Annotated in this window: 25 protein-coding genes; 11 read left to right on the top strand and 14 right to left on the bottom strand. The window is 44.2% G+C overall.

From position 1 onward, the window contains the following. Window positions 1-36: 36 nt before the first annotated feature. The 6 genes from F8C82_RS02825 to pyrR all read right to left on the bottom strand — a co-directional run bounded on the left by F8C82_RS02825 (window position 37) and on the right by pyrR (window position 4823). The gene (locus tag F8C82_RS02825; protein WP_151691914.1) at window positions 37-1236 is read right to left on the bottom strand and encodes an MFS transporter; all 1200 of its coding nucleotides are present in this window, start codon (window positions 1234-1236) and stop codon (window positions 37-39) included. Next, on the bottom strand, window positions 1220-2161 hold the full coding sequence (locus F8C82_RS02820) for a ribonuclease Z (RefSeq protein WP_151691913.1): 942 nt from the start codon (window positions 2159-2161) through the stop codon (window positions 1220-1222). Before F8C82_RS02820 ends, F8C82_RS02825 begins: the two co-directional genes overlap by 17 nt. Further along, complete coding sequence (locus tag F8C82_RS02815; RefSeq protein WP_151691912.1) at window positions 2151-2915, bottom strand: T9SS type A sorting domain-containing protein; 765 nt, start codon at window positions 2913-2915, stop codon at window positions 2151-2153. The genes F8C82_RS02820 and F8C82_RS02815 overlap by 11 nt, the downstream gene beginning before the upstream one ends. A gap of 91 nt (window positions 2916-3006) precedes the next feature. Then, on the bottom strand, window positions 3007-3324 hold the full coding sequence (locus F8C82_RS02810; RefSeq protein ID WP_151691911.1) for a hypothetical protein: 318 nt from the start codon (window positions 3322-3324) through the stop codon (window positions 3007-3009). Window positions 3325-3337: 13 nt separating this feature from the next. Next, window positions 3338-4279, bottom strand: a complete 942-nt coding sequence (locus tag F8C82_RS02805) for an aspartate carbamoyltransferase catalytic subunit (RefSeq protein ID WP_151691910.1) — start codon at window positions 4277-4279, stop codon at window positions 3338-3340. Beyond that, window positions 4272-4823, bottom strand: coding sequence for a bifunctional pyr operon transcriptional regulator/uracil phosphoribosyltransferase PyrR (pyrR, locus tag F8C82_RS02800; RefSeq protein ID WP_151691909.1), 552 nt, complete (start codon window positions 4821-4823; stop codon window positions 4272-4274). The genes F8C82_RS02805 and pyrR overlap by 8 nt, the downstream gene beginning before the upstream one ends. A gap of 155 nt (window positions 4824-4978) precedes the next feature. On the opposite strand from pyrR, the gene F8C82_RS02795 reads away from it, so the two are divergent. From F8C82_RS02795 to F8C82_RS02775, 5 genes are all read left to right on the top strand, one after another. Next, window positions 4979-5377 carry a hypothetical protein gene (locus F8C82_RS02795; protein WP_151691908.1) on the top strand — a complete coding sequence of 133 codons (399 nt, stop codon included), beginning with the start codon at window positions 4979-4981 and terminating at the stop codon, window positions 5375-5377. Window positions 5378-5483: 106 nt separating this feature from the next. Further along, window positions 5484-6029: an outer membrane beta-barrel protein gene (locus F8C82_RS02790; RefSeq protein ID WP_151691907.1), complete on the top strand. Its 546-nt coding sequence runs from the start codon at window positions 5484-5486 to the stop codon at window positions 6027-6029. A 105-nt stretch (window positions 6030-6134) separates the two neighbouring features. Beyond that, the gene (locus tag F8C82_RS02785) at window positions 6135-8750 is read left to right on the top strand and encodes a PAS domain S-box protein (RefSeq protein ID WP_151691906.1); all 2616 of its coding nucleotides are present in this window, start codon (window positions 6135-6137) and stop codon (window positions 8748-8750) included. Between the two features lie 84 nt (window positions 8751-8834). After that, window positions 8835-9113, top strand: coding sequence for a hypothetical protein (locus F8C82_RS02780; RefSeq protein WP_151691905.1), 279 nt, complete (start codon window positions 8835-8837; stop codon window positions 9111-9113). Between the two features lie 38 nt (window positions 9114-9151). Beyond that, on the top strand, window positions 9152-9676 hold the full coding sequence (locus tag F8C82_RS02775; protein WP_151691904.1) for a DUF3347 domain-containing protein: 525 nt from the start codon (window positions 9152-9154) through the stop codon (window positions 9674-9676). Between the two features lie 72 nt (window positions 9677-9748). Here the strand turns inward: F8C82_RS02775 and F8C82_RS02770 are convergent, their stop codons facing one another. The 7 genes from F8C82_RS02770 to F8C82_RS02740 all read right to left on the bottom strand — a co-directional run bounded on the left by F8C82_RS02770 (window position 9749) and on the right by F8C82_RS02740 (window position 15734). Next, window positions 9749-11104, bottom strand: a complete 1356-nt coding sequence (locus tag F8C82_RS02770; protein ID WP_151691903.1) for a UDP-N-acetylmuramate--L-alanine ligase — start codon at window positions 11102-11104, stop codon at window positions 9749-9751. Between the two features lie 46 nt (window positions 11105-11150). Beyond that, window positions 11151-12131 carry a cytochrome-c peroxidase gene (locus tag F8C82_RS02765; protein WP_151691902.1) on the bottom strand — a complete coding sequence of 327 codons (981 nt, stop codon included), beginning with the start codon at window positions 12129-12131 and terminating at the stop codon, window positions 11151-11153. Then, window positions 12128-12868, bottom strand: a complete 741-nt coding sequence (locus tag F8C82_RS02760) for an MbnP family protein (protein WP_151691901.1) — start codon at window positions 12866-12868, stop codon at window positions 12128-12130. Before F8C82_RS02760 ends, F8C82_RS02765 begins: the two co-directional genes overlap by 4 nt. 2 nt (window positions 12869-12870) lie before the next feature. Next, entirely contained in the window at window positions 12871-13632 is a 762-nt protein-coding gene (locus F8C82_RS02755; RefSeq protein ID WP_151691900.1) for a hypothetical protein, read from the bottom strand. Between the two features lie 110 nt (window positions 13633-13742). Beyond that, window positions 13743-14519 carry a lysophospholipid acyltransferase family protein gene (locus tag F8C82_RS02750; RefSeq protein ID WP_151691899.1) on the bottom strand — a complete coding sequence of 259 codons (777 nt, stop codon included), beginning with the start codon at window positions 14517-14519 and terminating at the stop codon, window positions 13743-13745. A 57-nt stretch (window positions 14520-14576) separates the two neighbouring features. Beyond that, window positions 14577-15245, bottom strand: coding sequence for an NUDIX hydrolase (locus F8C82_RS02745; RefSeq protein WP_151691898.1), 669 nt, complete (start codon window positions 15243-15245; stop codon window positions 14577-14579). Continuing rightward, window positions 15246-15734 carry a Dps family protein gene (locus F8C82_RS02740; protein ID WP_151691897.1) on the bottom strand — a complete coding sequence of 163 codons (489 nt, stop codon included), beginning with the start codon at window positions 15732-15734 and terminating at the stop codon, window positions 15246-15248. It lies immediately after the preceding gene. A gap of 90 nt (window positions 15735-15824) precedes the next feature. Between F8C82_RS02740 and F8C82_RS02735 the strand changes: the two genes are divergently transcribed. The 6 genes from F8C82_RS02735 to F8C82_RS02710 all read left to right on the top strand — a co-directional run bounded on the left by F8C82_RS02735 (window position 15825) and on the right by F8C82_RS02710 (window position 19727). Further along, window positions 15825-16382, top strand: a complete 558-nt coding sequence (locus F8C82_RS02735) for a 1-acyl-sn-glycerol-3-phosphate acyltransferase (RefSeq protein ID WP_151691896.1) — start codon at window positions 15825-15827, stop codon at window positions 16380-16382. Further along, a complete protein-coding gene (locus F8C82_RS02730; RefSeq protein ID WP_151691895.1) occupies window positions 16379-16834 on the top strand; it encodes a type I restriction enzyme HsdR N-terminal domain-containing protein in 456 nt (151 codons plus the stop codon). Before F8C82_RS02735 ends, F8C82_RS02730 begins: the two co-directional genes overlap by 4 nt. Window positions 16835-16913: 79 nt before the next feature. Continuing rightward, window positions 16914-17306 carry a hypothetical protein gene (locus F8C82_RS02725; RefSeq protein WP_151691894.1) on the top strand — a complete coding sequence of 131 codons (393 nt, stop codon included), beginning with the start codon at window positions 16914-16916 and terminating at the stop codon, window positions 17304-17306. 31 nt (window positions 17307-17337) lie between these two features. After that, window positions 17338-18246: a transporter gene (locus tag F8C82_RS02720; protein WP_151691893.1), complete on the top strand. Its 909-nt coding sequence runs from the start codon at window positions 17338-17340 to the stop codon at window positions 18244-18246. A gap of 9 nt (window positions 18247-18255) precedes the next feature. Then, entirely contained in the window at window positions 18256-18663 is a 408-nt protein-coding gene (locus F8C82_RS02715; RefSeq protein WP_151691892.1) for a hypothetical protein, read from the top strand. Between the two features lie 254 nt (window positions 18664-18917). Continuing rightward, a complete protein-coding gene (locus F8C82_RS02710; protein ID WP_151691891.1) occupies window positions 18918-19727 on the top strand; it encodes a hypothetical protein in 810 nt (269 codons plus the stop codon). 62 nt (window positions 19728-19789) lie between these two features. Here F8C82_RS02710 and F8C82_RS02705 read toward each other — a convergent pair whose 3' ends face one another. Beyond that, the gene (locus F8C82_RS02705) at window positions 19790-20431 is read right to left on the bottom strand and encodes a hypothetical protein (RefSeq protein ID WP_151691890.1); all 642 of its coding nucleotides are present in this window, start codon (window positions 20429-20431) and stop codon (window positions 19790-19792) included. Window positions 20432-20435: the final 4 nt, after the last annotated feature.

The following is a 20435-nucleotide window of genomic DNA, read 5'->3' as shown; positions in this document are numbered from 1 at the left end:
AAGTATTCTCGGACGCAAATAGAGCCTCTCAGCTACTTAGTTGAGGGGCTCTTCCTTTTCTGCTCCTTTCAAGTAGAAGAAAGAATAGACAGCGAGCACCGCAACAATGGCCCCTCCAGTAACAAACGGAGTGTGGTAGTTAAACTGATGATACAGCGCTCCACCAATGATTGGGCCGATTACTCGAGCCAACGAAGACATACTCTGATTGACACTCAACACACTCCCCTGCTCTTTTTCTGAAACGAGTTTGGAGAGTAGGTTGGACATCGTTGGTGTAAAAAAGGCCATACCGAGCGACATGCAGATGATGAATAGAAACTCGAATGGAAAGAGATGATGAACGGGAACAAAAGAAAGTCCCAGCAATCCTATCCCTACCAAGATATTCCCATACACCAAGAGCAGACGCTCCGAAATGCGCTTTTGAAACCATCCAATCAATCCACCTTGGATGATAAATGCCATGGCACCAATAAAGGCAAACATAAGCCCCACTTGCTTCTCTGTGAGCAAATATTCTTCCTTCCACATGATGGCCGACATGGATTGCATCATGGCAAAGGCCGCCATGAAAATCAAGGTGATGGTCATAAGTCCGGCTACAGCTGGATACTTGCGAATTCGTATAAAGTCGGCAAAAGGATTTCTAGACTTGCCCGCTCTGGAAGATTTCTCCTTTACAGACTCCGTCAATAAACGATATGCCAGGCCAACATTGGCAAAAGAGATGATGGCTGCAACATACCCCACCCATGAAAAGCCGAGATATTCGTAAACTATACCACCGAGGAACGGACCAATTACAAAGCCCAACCCAAAAGCAGCACCAATGTAAGCGAAAGCCCTAGCCCTATTAGCAGGTTCTACCACATCCGAAATATAGGCTTGGGCCACTCCGATATTGGCACCCCCTATTCCTCCTAAAGCTCTAGCCAAAAGCAAGAGAGCTAAGGTATCTGCCTGACTAAAGACCAAGTAACTTATCCCGGTTATTGTTGATGTAATCAAAATAATGGGACGTCTACCTACACGATCGCTCCAACTACCTAGTATGGGACCAAAGACAAATTGCATCAAGGAAAAAATACCAATGATGATTCCGACGACAGTCTCCGTCAATTGAAGTTCGCCTTTCGCGTAATTGGGTAAAATCGGAATGATAAGTCCCACACCCACGAGATCGATAAAAACCGTGAATATGATAACTAGAATCGCCTTATTCTTGAACAGCATGAATAGAGTCGTGATCTACGTGTATACACAGGTTTTCGGTTCCTGCAATCACCTCGGGAAAGTACTCCCGCGCTTCCCGCAAATGTACGTCACGTGTCTTATATCGAGAGGAATAATGTCCCAAAACTAATGTTCTAACATTTGCCTGTGCAGCAATTTGTGCGGCATCTCCCGCCGTGCTGTGCTTCGTAATTTCAGCAAGACTTCTTTCTCGCTTCGTAAAAGTGGATTCATGATAGAGCAAGTCCACTCCACTTACAGCGGGAATCACGGCTTCGGAGTATTGTGTATCGGAACAAAACGCATAGCTCAATGGAGGTATGGGATCTTGAGTCAGTGCTGTATTCGGTATCGTTTCACCTTGACTGCTTACCCAATCTTGTCCCAATTGTAGGTTACGTCGATCCGATTCTTCCACACCGTATTTCTCAACCGCTTCTACATTGAGTTTGCGCAAGCTCGGCTTTTCTACAAACTTGAAACCCGTACTTGCAATTCCATGTACTAGTGGAATAGAATACACATCCACCTTTTCTCCATCTAAGATATGTTCAACCTTGTCAGCTTGGGTAGGATGAAATTCCAGAGGATAAGAAAGCCACGTTTTAGAGGCTTTGAGTTGCACTTGAATGATATTTTCAAGGGCGGGTGGACCATATACGTGCAAAGTCTTTGTGCGCCTTTGTAAATGGAAACTAGAGATCAATCCAATCAATCCAAAGTAATGATCTCCATGAAGGTGACTGATAAAAATGTGATGAATGCGAGACATCTTCGCTCTATTTCTGCGGAGCTGTTGTTGACATCCCTCACCACAATCAATTAAAAACAGCTGCTCACGCATGGTGAGCAGCTGTGAAGTTGTGTACTGCGTAGACGTAGGAGTAGCCGAAGCGGCTCCGAGAATGAGCAGCTTATAAGCCATCGCGGACAATCAGGCGGCCTGTGTGAAGATCGTCTCCCACGCGGAAACGATACAGGTACATCCCTTCTGGCCAGTTATTTCTAGAAATCGATACACGGTTGTTTCCCGTTCTGAACTGACCGCGCTCATTGTGGACCACGCGACCTGTTACATCCATCAACTCGAATGACCAAGATTCGGCCCTAGCAGAAGTGTAAACAATTTGTAGGCGATTAGACATTGGATTTGGTCCAATAGTAGGCACGCTCTTTTGAACGGTTGCCAAACCAATGCTATTTCCTGTTGACACTTCAATCCAAATAGAAAAAGTGTCAGAAACTTGACCAAAAGCGCCCAAATTGGCAAATACTTCCAATTTAGCTTCCATGAGGTAGGTATTGGTTGAATTCGGAACCAATCCAGAGAAATTCATACATCCATTATCACCTCCTACCCATGAACATCTGCTGTTACAAGCATAACTCAACCAAGCTGGCATATTGTTTACTTGAAGCACGCGCATCGAATCGATATCAGCAGTAATGGTGGTTGCACCAAACATAATGGTGGTATCCTCTGGAACAACCAGATTAATCGTTTCGCTGTAATTCACACCAATAGAAGCTCCAGGCAAAACGTATATCGAATCGTGTTTTATGGAACTACCTGCAGGTGGATAAATACCCGGACTGGTATACGTACCATTGGGTGTGCATTGAGCATACACTCCTCCGGCGATAAGCAAAGCAAGAAAAGTAGTGTAAAGCTTTTTCATGTAATGTGTTTATGCAAAGAAAGATAAGTAATTCTACCGAGGGTAGTCAACTACACTCCATAGAATTTCAACAGCAAAATGAACAAAGAGTTTATTCTTGATTCTCCTCTAACCAATCCAGCGCCTCTTGGTGCGACTCAACCATCACACAGTTCTCTGAAAACAGAAAATAGTGAGCGGGACGTAAGATGAAAACCATGGCAAACCCCTCTTCAAACCATTGATCTTGAACAGCCTCCAAATCTTCGGGAGCCTCAATCACTTCGGGTTTCATCAGATTGACAATACAATCTTGAGGTTGCTGCTTTTTTAAGAGAGCTGCGAGCTGTGCGGCATCGCCTGAACCGAACTCATCTCCGCCAAAGCGAATGGAGAGTACGGAATCTTTGATTTCAAACTTGAAGGACATATTAGATAATCAGTTAATCGCCTGAAGATACCAAACCTCGGTTGGCCAACAAATAGAGAACCGACATTCGTATTGCAACACCGTTCTCAACCTGCTGCAAGATAAGTGCTTGGTCGGAATCCGCAACTTCGCTTGTAATTTCCACCCCGCGATTAATTGGACCAGGGTGCATAATCGTAATCTCCTTATCCAGTCGATTCAAGCGCTCCATGTTTACACCGTATTGCATGGTGTATTCACGAATGCTTGGGAAGTATTTGATATCCATTCGCTCGTGTTGAACGCGAAGCATATTTGCAACATCACACCAAGCAAGTGCCTTATCAAGGTTATATTCCACTCTCACACCCAAGGTGTGAATGAACTTTGGAATCAAGGTTGTAGGTCCACAAACCATTACTTCTGCTCCGAGTTTTTGCAAGCAAAAGATATTGGAAAGAGCTACTCGTGAGTGAAGGATATCTCCAACAATCACCACTTTCTTTCCACTTAAATCACCGAGCTTTTCACGAATGGAATACGCATCTAACAAAGCTTGTGTTGGATGTTCATGTGTTCCATCTCCAGCATTCACAATTCGAGCATCAATATGCTTACTCAAGAATTGAGCTGCTCCGGGATTCGGGTGGCGCATTACTACCATATCCACTTTCATGGATAGGATGTTATTCACCGTATCAATCAGCGTTTCCCCTTTAGAAACAGAAGATGACGATGCAGAAAAATTGACAACATCGGCAGATAAGCGCTTCTCGGCCAACTCAAAACTGAGTCGGGTTCGCGTACTGTTTTCAAAAAAGAGATTGGCAATGGTAATATCGCGAAGAGATGGAACCTTTTTAATAGGACGGTTAATCACCTCTTTAAATTGGTCGGCTGTTTGAAAAATGAGACGGATATCGTTCTCCGTTACATCTTTGATCCCCAGTAAGTGATCTACACTTAACTCATTCATCGCCTTCAATTTGCACGATAGATACTTTATTTTCAGCTCCTTCGGTATCCCACTCTACCTTCACTCTTTCTGAGGCGATAGAATCTACTTGTCTACCTACGTAATCCGGTTGAATGGGTAACTCTCGACTGAATCTGCGGTCGATAAGCACCATCAATTCAATCTCGTGTGGGCGACCAAAAGACAAGATAGCATCAAGGGCTGCACGGATGGATCTTCCCGTAAACAATACATCGTCTACAAATACCACACGCTTGCCTTCCACCAAGAAATCAATACGAGTTTGATTGGCTTTTAACGGCTCATCTCTTCGGCGAAAATCATCGCGATAAAACGTAGTGTCCAAACGCCCTACAGGGATATTTGAAACCCCGTAGTCGCTTTGTAAAATGGAGGTCAATCTTTCGAGCAGAGGAATACCTCTGGGTTGAAGTCCAATTAACACTGTGTTCTTAAAATCATTGTGATTTTCAACCAATTGACAAGCCAAACGCTTAAGAATGACGTCAATTTCTACGGGGCCGATGAGAGTCTTGATTACCATACTTTCAGCGGCGAAGATAGCGAAAGTAGTATCACCCTGCACAACAGAGATCAGGAGAATCTGAAAAAATGATACGCAGTCTCATCCTTCCCCATATTCACATCTGTAATTAATTGAATAGCTTTACAGAATAGAGAACCCTTAACAACTCAATTATGAAAAGAACTTGGATTGCTGCTGTAGCCATTATGGGCCTAGTTGCCTGTAACGGTGGAGAATCGACAGAAAATGCTTCAGAAGGTGCTGACATGCAAATGGAAGAAACCATGAACGACGAAAGCACGGATGAATCTGCTCCAATGGAGATGGATGAAGTAGAGATGGACGAAACAGATGACAAGTCTGAAATGGAGGAACCTGCAAACGACGCTTCTTCAGCTACCGAAGCTCCTGCTGAAGAATCAACTGCTGGTCAAGGTGGACACCTTACCCAAGCGTCAAAAGGAGGTAGAACGCACGAAACCATTCAAAAGGAAGTAGAAACAGAAACAGAGGCCCTTTCCACTGAAGGCACTCGTCAAATGCAAGAAACAGAGACGGCTGTACGAAAGTAAGTTGTCCTGCGTTCGTATATCTAGGCCTGATCATCCTTGATGGTTAGGCTTTTTTTTGGCATCAAAAAACGCGTTACTTTCGTCCCATCAATGAAACCCAAACATCATGCGTAAGTCAATTCTAATCGCACTTCTGTTCTCTTCTGTTCTTTCTTTTGCGCAGAACTACGAACCTTCTCGCCAAACGATTCGATTGGATATCGGTGGATTGATTTTTGGCGATATTGAAAACAAGTTTGGCCCCTACATGAACACCTCGTATGAATATGCGTTCATGGATAATTTTGCTGCGGAGGCCACCCTCAGTGCTTCTGCTCATCACGCCAATACATATGAAGGTTATCACGCTTCGCGATACGGCATAGGATTAAATTTGATCGGACGTCTATACGGATTAAAATCACCTTATGACGTAAAGGTTCTTGCTGGTGTTCGCTACGGTTCCAACATGTCCACGCACATTGAACCGGATGGCAACGGTGGCTTCACTGCAAACGATGGAACGTCTAGAAGTGGCTTCAGTCCTGTACTTGGACTCGGTTATGAACAACGGCTTGGAGATTGGCTTGTAACCTTCGAATTCAAGTCATCCATCGAGACGAACACGCAAACATTCAATTCTTTAGCCATCGGGTTCGGGTACCGATTCTAATCACCAGACACTTCCTTCACCTTCATACTTTTTGTAAGACAATTCTTAATCCCGCATAAAAAGGCGTACTTTTCTGTATCATTGGTCTACCTAGAGAACCCGTACATGAAACCCGCCGCTAAAACCGCTCTAATCACCTTGCTTATTGGTTGGGCTTGGATTTGGGGTAGTGATTACTACCTACACATTCAAAGTCACGCTGATAGGCCCTTTGAATGGGCTGCTTCATTGAAGGGTAGTTTTTTTATAGCTGTTATTTCTCTCGTTGTTTACCTACTCATTCGCAGAAGCGAAAGGAACTTATTACAAGCCGAAACAAGCTACAAGGCGCTGTACGTAGGTAATCCTGAAGCCATGTTGATCTGCGACCCCGCTACCCTTTCCATTCTAGATAGTAATTCAGCCGCAATAGACCAATATGGGTTTACACGAGAGTCGTTATTAAAAATGACGCTCAACGACCTGCGAATATCTCCTTTCGAGCACTTATCGGACCAAACAGAAGAACACCGAACAGCTAAGGATACAACCATTTTTGTGGATACCAAAGCAGGGCCAATTTCCTTCAAAGGAAGAAAAGCCACTCTCGTGAGTCTGCGCGACATCACAGAAAAAGAAGAGCTTCACAACGCCTTGCGACAAAGAGAACGACTTCTCGACGCTCTTACCATTTCAGATTCAACCTTTCTGATTCGGGTTACTTTTGATGGCATCTACGCTTTTACCAATAAGGCGTTCAACAAGCGATTTAGCCATATAGCCTCTAGTTTTGAAGGCGTTCACATTTCAAAAACCCTCCATCCAGAAGATATTGAAAAGTGTATCAAAGCGGTAGAATTTTGTATCGAACATCCCGGATCCATTAAGGCCATCGACCTACGCAGTCCGAGTTTAGTTGAAAACGAGTGGATTCACACTTCGTGGGAATTAATGACCACACTAGACGAAAAGGGTAACATTTCAGGAGTTCAAGGAGTGGGAATGGATAGCTCGGCCATTGAAAAATTCCGTGGTGAAGGACAAAAGAGTAGAGCACAATTGGAAGTAATCCTCGATTCGGTAATTGATGGCTTTTTTATGGTGGATCAAAACCTACATGTTGAGCTCGCCAATTCCGTGTTTGCAAAACTGGTGGGTAAAAAAATTGAGGATATCCAAAATCAGCACTTATCGGAAGTCCTTCCCAATTTCAATCATACGCGTTCTTCTGTGGAGCTACCTAAAGCTATTAAGGAACAAAGGAGTAACTCGTTTGAGGCCTATAATCCCTATTTTGACAAATGGTTCTTTGTCAGTGCGTATCCTTATCCAAATGGATTGACCGTCTTCTACAGAGATATCACTGAAAACAAAAAACAGGAACTAGAAATCAAAAAGAATGAAGCCAATCTTCGTTCTGTCATCAACACAACTCGAGATTTTATCTGGTCCATTGATAACCATTACAGAATTCTCGTTGCCAACAACTCCATCATAGATTTATTGGCTAAATACTTAGACCGACCTGGAAAAGCAGGAGATCATGCATTCCCCGAAAGTGTAGAACCTGAAATCAGGGAATTGTTCGCCCCTCTCTATGCTCGAGCGCTACGAGGTGAAAACATCCAGACAGTACTGGATCTTTCGAACTCAAACACCGTAGCCAACCGACTAGACATTCGCATGTCGCCCATTCGCGATGAAACGAATTCCATTCTAGGTGCAGCGTGCTTTGCTCGAGATATCTCCAAGTCTGAAGAACAACGTGTGGCTCTGGAAAAGGCCGTTGAACGCTATACCATTCTTTCTGAAGTCACTATGGATGCGATATGGGACTTAGACTTAAAAACCAATCAAATCGAATGGAGTGAGGGCATCCAGAAAACGTTTGGATACGATGTAACCACTACGGATCTCGACTGGTGGTCAGATCGAGTTCATAAGGATGACCGCACGAAGACGGTGAACAGTTTAGATGAGTCTATCAAGCGTGGAAATCGAAGCTGGCATTGTGAGTACCGCTTCAGACATGCTGAAGGTCATTATCTACGGGTGATTGATCGAGGGATCGTTAATCGAGATGAAAACAATGCTCCAACGCGAATGCTAGGTTCCCTTCAAGATATCAACTTGTTAAAAGAGACCCGAGACGAAATTGAAAATCTCTCACACATTGCCAAGCACACCTCTACAGGAGTGATCGTTACAAATGTAGAGGGCAGAGTTGAATGGTGTAATGAAGCTTTCGAGAAGCTTTCGGGTTACAAGCTTGATGAAATGGAAGGTAAAAAGCCTGGAACCATTCTTCAAGGCCCTGAATCTGATCCCGCAACCATTAGCCGACTGTCAGAAGCCATTAAAGCACATAAAGACATTACGGTTGAATTGATCAATTATCATAAAAACGGCAAGAAGTACTGGGTTCGGATGACCATTTCCCCAATTTGGGAAGGAGATCAAGTGAAGCGTTTTATCGCCATTGAAACAGACATCACAAAGGATAAGCAAGTTGCGAATCGCCTCCAATTACAAAACGAAAACCTCAGAAAGATCGCCTTCATCCTGTCACACGACCTTCGCAAACCGGTTAGTTCTATATTAGGACTACTCGCTTTGTACGACAAAGACAATCCTGAGTCGACCATGAACGGGGACATCATTAAATACCTTCATACAGCCACAAGTGAGTTGGACGACATGATCCACGAAATTATCAAGCAATCGTCCCTCATCGACGAATAACCACCTCATCGCTTTTACACATTTTAACAGGGTTTTAAATATTCTATAACACCTTGACTCACAAGCAATCATTAAACTTGTGACATGCAATCTCAAACCATCCGCTACCCGATCTTGGCTTTCTTCCTTCTAGCGATTGTTTTCGGAATATGGAATTTCAATCGTGCGGAAGATGACTATAGCCCAACCAACTTCCAACCACCTTCCATTGACTCAAATGGAAGTGAATGTGTAGAAATCCCAACCCCTTCTCAAGACTCTACCCCTGAACTGCACGAGAGCTTTCCCAGTGTAAGTCCTGCTTCAGGTCACCGACTGGTATATGTGGGAGGATTACAGTCAACTTCACCTCGTGGCGTGTAATCTGATCTTTCACCTTATATTTGATTAAAATATTCGCCATGAAACCCTATATCACCCTTTCCATTGCTTCTTTAATCATGTTCGCTTGTACGCCATCTGGAGAGGATACCTCTACAGAATCAACAACTGAGGTAACCAGCACGGAATCGGTAAACTCGCAGGATAATCACGCTACTGCAGGTGCAGTGGATGCCTATCTAAGCTTAAAAGACGCTCTGTTCAATTCCAATGCTGAACAAAGCGCACAAGCTGCCAGTAAGCTCAAGGAAGAATTATCTGGATTAGAAGAAACCGACACTCTACTTTCAGTGATTATAGTGGCCTCTGATTCGCTTTCAGCATCAAAGAATCTAGATCTTCAGCGCTCTGCTTTTGAAGTTATTTCTGATAACATGTACTTGTACCTCAAGCAAAGTGGAACGGGAAGAAGCCTTTATCGCCAATTCTGTCCAATGGCCTTTGATTTTAAAGGAGCCTATTGGATTTCAGATCAAGAAGCGATTGCAAATCCTTATTTCGGCGATGAAATGCCAACCTGTGGCGCCGTGAAAGAAACGCTGTAAGCATACGTTTATCTTCATAAAAGAAAAGCCTGACGAAATCGTCAGGCTTTTCTTTTATAGGTCGGATTCAACTTACACAAGCGCGTTGGCCCACTCCTGTAAATCTGCTCCATCGAAATTACCCGAACTCATAATCAAGTAAACGGTCTTATCGGATTTTTCAGATTTAAGTGTATCTAACATCAGTTCAGTTTGTGTAATCACACGCAGATCAGATCTGCCAAAGGAGTTTGCTACAATATCCTCATCCAATGGTGGTAGCTTCTTATGGGCTACCGCTTTTGGACTGAAGTAAACGATAGCTTCATCCGCATCTTCCATTGCTCCGCTATAGGCTGGCAAAAAGTCTGGATTCAAACTGGAAAACGTGTGGAGTTCCAAACAAGCTACCACCTTATAATCAGGGTAAGTTTCCTTCACTGCAGAAACCGTTGCTTTCACCTTACTAGGCGCATGAGCAAAGTCTTTATAGACTACAGTATTATCAGATTCGGACAATCTTTCCAGGCGCTTACTAGCCCCAGAGAATGAAGCAATGGCTTCGTAGAACTCATCTTCTTGAATGCCCATTTCAAGACAAATCCATCGAGCTCCTTCCAAATTTAGAAGGTTGTGCTCTCCGATTATTTGAAGTGGAACCTCACCATAAGGAGTCAAGAGAATAGTTCTTCCTCCCTCTACTCTATACTCTGGCTTGTGATATGGGAATTTCTTAATCTCAGTTTGATCGGCTTCCACAAGGCGACGAACTTCAGGATCATCGGCATTGTAAACCAATGCGCCTCCTCTTTCCATGGTTTGCAAGAAGATCTTGAACTGTTCAAGGTAGTCCTCAAAAGTTGGGAATACGTTGATATGATCCCAGGCTATGCCGCTGATAAGAGCAATATTTGGATGATACAGGTGAAACTTTGGTCGGCGGTCAATGGGTGAACTTAAATACTCATCACCTTCCAAAACTGCAAAATAGGTATCGTCCTCAAGCGACACCATGGTATCATATCCATCCAATTGTGCGCCCACCATGAAATCTTCTACTCTCTCATGATAGTGGAGAACATGTAGAATCATGCTGGTGATCGTCGTCTTGCCATGACTCCCAGCGATCACCACACGTGTTTTGTCTTTGGTGCGCTCGTACAAGTACTCTGGATAGCTGTAAATCGACAAACCCAATTCCTTTGCCCTTAGCAATTCTGGGTTATCTTCTCTCGCATGCATGCCCAAAATCACGGCATCTAAATCGTCCGTTATTCGATTGGCATCCCATCCCATCGTTTCAGGAAGTAAGCCAGACTTGGCCAGCCTTGACTTAGAAGGTTCGAAGATTTCATCATCGGAACCGGTTACCACATCACCTCTTTGATGAAGTGCCAAGGCTAAATTGTGCATGGCAGAGCCTCCAATGGCAATGAAATGGATACGCATACTGGAAAAATTAGTCGTTTGTGCGAAGATAAGAGACGCCGTTCACTTATTCCTTATAAGCCCGCTTTGCTTCTCGTCCAGATAGGCTTTTCAAGAAAGAGATCAATGCCGATCGATGTTCATCCTGTAATGTAAACGCAGAGATTTCAGATTCTCGCACACCACCTGCCTCGTAAAAGCGAATCACACTGTCTAGTGTAGAAATACTCCCATCGTGCATGTAAGGTGCTGTAAGCTCTACATTTCGAAGGGATGGTGTACTAAAGCTGTAGTAATCGGTAGTGTCAAAAGTGAATCGTCCTCTTCCAAAATCGGGGTCTTCCCCTATTGGCATTCCCACATCATGAAAATCTCCGTCCTTAAAGAATGGAGGCTTATGACAAGAACTACAAGCCAAAGAATCCGATTCAAATAAAGCCAGCCCCAAGGCTTCATCATCCAAAAACTCTTCAATTCCCTCTTGAACCGCATCCCACTTAGAGTCTACACTAATCGCGCTCCGCTGAAAGGCAGAGAGGGCATCAACGACATTGGCATAATCATAAGATTCGCCATATACCGCCACGAATTTTTCATGAAAGACGATATCCTCGCGCAATCTTTTCATCAATTCAGGCGCTTGCAAACTCATCTCCTCTTCCACCAACATGGGGCCTAAGGTGGCACGCTCCAGTCGATCCACGCCTCCTTCCATGAAAAAATGCTCTTTCCAAGCCACATTGAAAATAGAGGGAGTGTTTCTAAAACCCGACTGACGGTGGATTCCAAGACTTACTGATGACGTATCTGAAAAAGCATGGGATGGAAGATGACAGGATGCACAGGATATCTCCCGATTCAAACTCAATTGAGTAGAATGAAAGAGTGCTTCACCTAATTCAACCTCTGCAACCGTTGGCGCGCTTTCAGGCCATGGAACAGGCGGAATATGAGTTGGAAGTGAAACTTGAAACGCGTCTGGTGTAGGTTCTGAACAACCGATTATCAAGAGCGCGCTTCCGAATGCAGTGAAGAGTAAACGCTTCATTTTGCCGACATAGCCGCAGCGAAATTCACCATGAACTTCTCTGCAATGTCCTTATCTGCGGGGGTGGTATGCGATGTATTCTCCAGTCGCAAATCCATGAATCCAGCCGGACCATTGAACATGTCGTCAACATCAATTTGAACCGTCAATGAGGTGGTTCTTCCTTCTTTGATAACGATGTCATCCGACAAATTCACCGCACGATTCCATCCGTCCATTCCGGGATGAATCACGAGATTAAAATCATCTGGACTCGCATCGAAGGTACCGTCAGGAGCCCCTCTCCCCTCAATGATCACGAAGCGGTATTTCATCGCCCAACTCCAGTACATCGCCCAAGAAGCGCTTAGTGGAGTTCCCGTTTCAAAGTCAGGGGGATACGATGCATTTTGATCGTTGTCCAAGCCTACATCAAAGGAAAGACCAGAATAGGTTTTTGCATCAATGTCATCAAAGGTGAACGCTATTCTACCTTGAACAAAGTCAACAATCTCTACATCGCGTAACTCGCCTTTATCTTCTAGAATGATATGCGACAAATAGAACTTCAAATTTTCAATTCGCACAGCTGCAACGCTATCGTTTGCAAAAGTTTCATTCAAATTCACTGTCTGGCCATCCTTGGCCATTTCGAAAGTGATTTGAAGTTTCCCTGGGTCGGGATCATCCTCCTTACAGCTCACGAAGACTGTGGCTGCAGTTATGATGAAAATCGAAAAAATGAATGCTCTTTTCATGGCTAATCGAGTGACAATGCTTGATCTAAATTGTTAAAGAGCAGAGTAGCAGCGGTGTAGTCGTCGTTATCGTTAGGATCGGAAACAATCAATGGAATGTTTGGAGGAGTTAGTCCCCCTTGGAACAACATATCCACTTGAAGATTGAAGAAAATAGAAACAGGGTTGTTGGCTGTAACCGAGAAGCTCATCGGGCGTTCGAAGTGAACATTAAACTCGGTTCCACCTAGGCGATATTCAAAAGGAATGGTTGGAAGCCAATTAATCGTATCTCCCTCCACTCTGTACTTACCGCGAATCAACAAGTGGTTGTATCCTACGTCGGAACGCAAGAGTCCGTCTGCCTTAATTTCGCTCGGAGCCATACTAGGAGGTGTATTGAACATAGACTCTGTATAGCCAATAGTAACCTGATGTTCCCCTGTGTATGTACCGGCTGGCAGAAGACCAATTTTCGTTGGTAATTTGCGCAGGTTAGCCACCCCAAAAGAGGTATCGGCATCTACCGTATCGGCCGTTGAAAGTGAAAACTCGTAATCCGAGAATACCATCGTGATGTCAGAGATTTGGATCTCTCCTCCAGCTACAGCATATACCGAATCGAAATAGAACGAGCCTCCATTCCAGTAATTGAAGACATAGGCTTCAATATTTCTTCTATCCGGGTGTTTCTGATCATCCGGAATCAAGCTTTTCTCTTCACATGAAGTGAGTGAAAGAAGCATAAGTGATGCGAGCGTAAAGAATAGTGCGTTCTTCTTCATGATGGCGTTTTTATCCAAGCAGCAAGATATTAAATCCTACGTGCACTTGTTGTGACCCTAATCACAACGATGAATATGAATGAGTGAGTACGTTGTTTCGGCTATTTAGCTCAAATATCTTCTGGCACCCAGCTCAACTGATTCACAATGTTGAACTGTTCGCTTTGCTCAATAGCCTCCATAATTTGCATGAGGATCTGTTGAGAGGAAGCGTCGTAGTCAATATCTAGAGGAGCCTTAAACCGAACATTAAGTGTTACGCCTTTCTTCTTCAAGAAGAGGCCTTTTTTATCGAATGCCCTTCTAAAACCATCCACAACAACGGGAATAACAATGGGCTGAATTTCTTTGATCAAATGTGCGGTTCCCCTACGTCCCTTCACGAAAGGTCGCGTAGTCCCCTGTGGAAAAGTAATCACCCACCCACTGTTCATGGCCATTCGAATCTTGTCGATGTCTTTGGGATCTACACCTCTGTCCACCGACTTTCCAGCCGCTCTCCAGCTGCGTTTGATGGATACCGATCCAGCGTAGGCCATTAAGCGAGGCAGAATACCCGCTCGCATAGTCTCTAGCGCCGCAATGAAGTACACATTAACCTTGGGTGCGAAAACGGTCCAATAGCTATTGATCCTATTCTTTTTCTTCCATCTTACATGGTTGAAAGTCTGATACATAGCCGACACATCCGCAAAATACGTCTGGTGATTGCTTACAAACAGAACCCGTGTATCTGGAAGTTCCATCAGGTGTTCTGTTCCTTCAACATTGGTTTTATTGGCAATGTTAAATCGGTACCAAGTAATAGATCCAAAAATGAAAATGACCAACCTCTTCAATAAAAGGTTATTTCCAAAGGGGTCTCTTGCAAAAGGGTTCAAACTCATGGATTCCGTATAAACAGGGCAAAGATACACTTCTTACCTCAGTGCGTTGTACCTCGATTACCCCCTGTCTAAGATCCGATCAATAAGAACCATTAACTCACTGATCATCATGGCGGTTGCCCCCCAAATAACATGGTCATCAATGGGGAAAGTAGGAACGTCGGCGGTAAAATCGCCAAACTGCATCTTTCGTTTTTCCATGGCATTGCGACCGTACAATCGCTGCAGAGGAACTTGAAGAATCTCCACTACTTCTCGAGCCTCTGGAACAAACTGCAGGGGCTTTTCGGCAATCCCCACATAGGGTTGAACGAGAAACTGACTCGGGGGAATATACACCTCGGTAAGCGGGAGCCATACTTTGTAATAATGCTTGGGCACACCTATTTCTTCTACAGTTTCACGATAGGCGGTTTGCAATAAATCGGAATCTGACCGCTCTTCTTTTCCTCCTGGAAAGGAAATTTGTCCGCTGTGAACTCCTGGATATTCGTTGCGCTTTATCAGCGCAATATGAGTGATGTTTTCTTTGGGATAAAGAAGCGCCATCACAGCCGCTCTGCGCGTATTGGCGTTTGCTTTTGCCTCTTGTATGTTGGTTCTTTCTCTATTAGGAGGAACGGCTAAATACTGAGCTTCCTGTCCGGGTAAGGAAGGAGAAATCGCCTTGCGCAACTCGTGTACAAGGCGATTATGATCATTGAAAATGTCGGTAATGACGTCCAATTACTTTTTCGGTTTGCCCAACCAGGCGTTTAACATCCAAACGTGCTTCTCTTGACCAGAAACCATTGGAGTAAGAAGGTCAATTGTACCTTCATCTCCCATTTGTCCTGCTACTTCAACAACTTCACGCTCTAATTTAATGAGCGACTGAAATCCATCTACTACAGCGTTAACCGTTCCTTCTGCGTCGAAAACATTCTTCACAACCGGAATGGAACTGTTGTCGATGTAATCTTGGAAGGTGTGAAGAGGAACTGTCCCTAGTGTCAAGATGCGTTCTGCAATTTCGTCAATATTAACCTGTGCTTCGGTATAATACTCTTCGAATTTAACGTGCAACTGGAAGAAATCTTTACCACGAATATTCCAGTGTACCGATCTTAAATTTTGATAGTGAATCTGGTAATTTGCCAAAAGGGTATTGAGCTTTTCAGTAAGTTGATTCACTCCACTTTCGTTCAAACCAATCATATTTGTCGCTGTTGTCATACTTTGTAGTTAATTTGTGATATAAAGGTCGTGAATACTCTATAAAATGCCTTTATAAACTCATAGCCTTTATACATAGCCAACGACATTATGAAGAGATTGTTCGGAAAATTTGTCTATTTCATTTTTGGATGGAAGCTGGTGACTTCAGCAGACATGCAAAAGGTGAAAAAGTCAGTGATGTTGGCTGCTCCCCACACTAGTAACTGGGATTTTCTATTTGCCATTGCAGGCTTTTGGATCATGGGGCTCGACGTTCGTTATTTCATCAAAGACACCTATACGAAGTCACTCTTTGGTTTCCTGTTCAAATGGACGGGAGCAATGGGAGTAGACCGATCGGCGCGCAACAACCTTGTTGAACACTCCATCCAAACCCTGAATCAACACGAACAAATGGTGATTCTCGTTCCCGCTGAAGGAACGCGCAAATATGTCGATAAATGGAAAAAAGGGTTCTATCACATTGCTTTAGGTGCGAATGTGCCCGTTTCTTTGGGCTATCTCGATTACAAAGAAAAAATTGGTGGTGTGCTAGATGTATTTGACCTTTCTGGTAATGAAGAACGCGATTTCAACTTCATTCAAGAGAAATATCGCCCTATTCATCCAAAGCATCCTGAGAACTACAATCCGCAGATCCATTGAGTTCCTACCCTCCTACTCTTTATCCCTCTGACCAAATTCGTCTGAAGAAGGAAAGAGGTACCGATTACATTTACGATTCTCTTCGAAAGAAGTGGCTGGTTCTAACACCCGAAGAATGGGTCAGACAACACCTCTTGCTTCATGTACACCATGTCTTAAACTATGCCGTCAGCAGCATTGCTATTGAGAAGGTGATTGAGATAAACGGAATGCCCAAGCGATTCGACGCATTGGTATATGTCCAATCAAAACCCGCTATCCTTATTGAATGCAAGGCTCCCAATGTGGCGTTAACCGAAGAGGTGTTCCATCAGGCCTGTAGATACAATACGGAAATCAATGCCCCTTTAACGGTGCTCTTTAACGGACTTCAAGTGATTGTTGCTTCGGTAGACATTACAACAGGTAAGGTTGGTTTTCTAAAAGAAATTCCGACGAGGTCGCAATGGTAGAGTGTATAAAGGACGGGAGCGAATAGAAATGTGACTCAAATTGCATTCGTTTCATTGAAGCGACATTTATCTTTGCGGTGTGAAACGCATAGCTGCTTCATTCTTGATCATCACCTTAGTTCTCCCACAACTCCTGCAAATGGGGACTATGATGAACTATGTCCTTCAGATGAAAACCATCGAAGAGCAATTCTGTGTAAACAAGGACAAACCTGAATTGGAATGTCATGGCACCTGTCACCTCAAGAGTGAGCTTACCCAACTAGAGACTTCTGCGCAGCCTGATCCCGCTAAAAAGACTCCTCAAAAACCGGCTTACCGCTCATTGGAGTTCATCGCGAATATTCGTTCTACCGAATTGTCATTTCCCCTCATACCCGTGGCAGAACAGCAACGAATTCCACTCAACTGTGGTTCCCTTCAACGCATTTACCTCACCCCTCCTCACGCCCCCCCGCAATTGACCTGTTGATTTTATTGTTCAACACGTCAATTTCCAAAACATGAAAAAAGTAATTGCGCTTACCGTAGGCCTTGGTCTATCGGTGGGCAGCATGGCTTGTGATGTTTGTGGATGTAGACCTGGAATGCTATCTGGAGATCCACTTTATTTTAGTCGGACTTCCATTGGTTTGTCATTCCAGCAAAACGTCTTTCACAGCAAACACCTAAGCCTTTTTAATCCGAGTGAATACGAAGTATCTCGGGAAGTATTTAGAACGCTTGCCCTTTCCGGCAAGTACAGCATTGATGATCGATGGAGTTTGTATGCCGCTCTTCCGATGGCCCTAAACACTTACGAATTATCAGACAATAAGAGTGTTCAAACGGCCATAGGAGATGTTGCTCTTTCCAGCGCTTACATCTGGAAAGTAGCCACTGATGAATCTCCGTGGGTTGCCGATGTCAGCCTAACCGTGAAGCTACCTACAGGACCTTGGTCGAACGATCAGGCTACCTCTATTCCAGCAAACATGCTTCCGGGCACGGGGTCAACCGACTTCCTTTTAGGCTCGAGGTTTACCTACCGACATTCTCCCGCTTTTGCCACTCGACTGGCTATTGCCTACCGAATGAACACCTCCAATGGTGACTCATACCACTTTGGCAACCAAGTGAATGCAGAAGCGAGTGAACTCATTCGACTATGGAGCAGTGCTTCGGAAATGTCGGGGTTCTGGTTTGAAGGAGGATATGGCTTCGCCTATGATGCACCCGATTCTGACGGGACGTCCATCAACATGAAGGAGGAAACCAGTGGGACTTTCCACATGGCAAAGGCGGGACTGATTTTCCAATGGAATGAGTATTCCCTAGCCGCATACACGCAAATTCCACTAGCTCAAAATTTTGGTGGCGGCTTGGTGGAAGCCAGCGCAACGGCCTTCGTACAATTTCAAGTTTACTTTTAAAGACACAAGATGAAATTCAATTTCGCAACACTGTTTCTGCTATCGGGTCTTATCTCCCTTAATTCTTGTGAGGTAGATGATCCCAAACCTGCATCGCCTTCTGAGACAGCAAAAATCACTTTTGACGAACCAAGTACTGGAGATACCTACATGCTCAACGACACCGTATTCGTCCGTGGGGCTATTGAGTACCCTGATGGACTTCACGGCTATCGTGTTGTCATCACCAATCTCACCACAGACTCAGTGGTTTTCTCCACAGATGTTCACGCGCACGACGCACTCATTTATTTCGATGAATACTGGGTTAACCATGTGGCCGATCACAGCGATATGAAAGTGAGAGTTACGGCCGCGTTCAGCCATACTGGTGAAATGCAGTCCGACTCTGTACTGTTCCATTGCCATCCGATGTGATCAATCGTCAACGAAGACTTGAAAGCCCCTGAAGAAGTTTCAGGGGCTTTAATTTTCGCGCAATACGTATAGGCTTACATCAATCTCAGGCTTTGCCTACAAATGGATGTTTCTCTTATTCTACGAAATCAACCCGTGATAAAATCACTGTTTTCTCTCTCCCTCTGAACATGTACAAAGTTTTCTCTCTCATTACAGGTCTACTTATTTCAGCGTCCACATTGGGCCAGCAATTCCTTCACAACCCTTGGAAGATGAATATCTCCACGGGAATTCATACGTCGTTTTTAGGGGATGATCCAAGAGAACCCAATTGGGAGCATTTTATTATAGTCCCCTATCGATTGAACAACCCAAGTTCTTTCCCTTCACCTGTCAGGTTAGGAAATCAGGGATACCGAATTCAAACAGGTCCGTTTATTTCTATGGATGGGCTTCATGAAAAGGGATACTTTGTGGGCCTTAGGGGCAGATACAGCACTACGATCGATCCCTCTCCAGATTGGATTTATTACGGTCTCATCAACGGTGAATACCAATTAGCGGAAAAAATCTCCTACAGTTTGTGGCACACGAATGCTACTATCGGATATAACCTTTTACGAGAGAAATGGAATGCTCGAAAAAATAGCAATTTAATCTTCGTGGTTGGCGCTGGTTTCACTTCAGGAACAAAGTCCAGAGGCTATCACTATAAAACGTATCCGAATAGTCCAGACACAGCATCTGCATACGAACAGTTTGTGGTAGATTATTCAGGATGGAACTGGGCTATTGGTCTAAAATACCGATGGTATGCCCATCCAAATCGACGTGGATTGGGCTTTGGAATTGACTTTATTCGGAATGCTCACCGACTGTACGGAAACTCCATGAGAAGGACTTCTTTCTTTAGAGACGGGCAAGAGCGATTAAATCAATTGCCTACACGAGATCGCGAATATGTACTAGACGGGAGAGAAAATGACGATCCCAATGCACCCAATGAGCCCATGCACCTCAATCGCGAGCGAAACGAAGCGTGGGAATGGACCTTGTCGTTCTACGTCAGCTATAGGTTCTAAAAACGAAAAAGGAGAGCTGCACGATTCAGCTCTCCTCTTCCACTTTCTGTATGTGTTTCTACTTACTCCGCAATAATATTGTTTCTGAGTAATTGCATGACCAAGATCTCCGCATAACCAGTGCTAAAACTCTCCAAGTCGCTTGGATTGTAGGTCTTAGATTGCCCGGACCACTGTAAGGATTCTGAGGCCACGTCATACACGTTGGCTTCGAGAAAATAAATCTTGTCTTCTACGTAGTATCCTGGGTCGTACACCATTCCATAACGGTAACCGTAATACGTTCCAAAACCGCCATAATAACCATACGCACCAGCCGGATAGGTGTTACCTTGAACGTGCCGCGTTTCCGTTTGTGAATCGAGAAGCGACATCACTAAAACTGCATCACAACCCAATTCTTTCATCTTGGCCACCAAGTTTAATCGATCCTGTGCTGAACTTGCTACAAACTCTGGAGGATAATGTGTGGAGCTCAATTCCGTGTCCACTCCACTGCGCTTCAATTGCTCAGCAACTGAATTCTCGAAAGCTGCTTTAGCTCGTATATTCTCGGTCATTGGAAGAATGAACACCTTCTTGTAAGGAAGATTCTCAGATGCTGTTTCAGGTTTCCAAGTGCCCACCATCTTTGTGCTAGGTCCACATGAAGCTACCATCAAGAGTAGCGCAGCTCCCATTGAACTCAGTTTTAGTAATCGCATAGGT

Origin of the sequence: Phaeocystidibacter marisrubri, assembly GCF_008933165.1 — a bacterium.
Lineage (GTDB): Bacteria > Bacteroidota > Bacteroidia > Flavobacteriales > Schleiferiaceae > Phaeocystidibacter > Phaeocystidibacter marisrubri.
The sequence above is the reverse complement of the archived record's forward strand: the minus strand, read 5'-3'. Positions and strand labels throughout refer to the sequence as shown.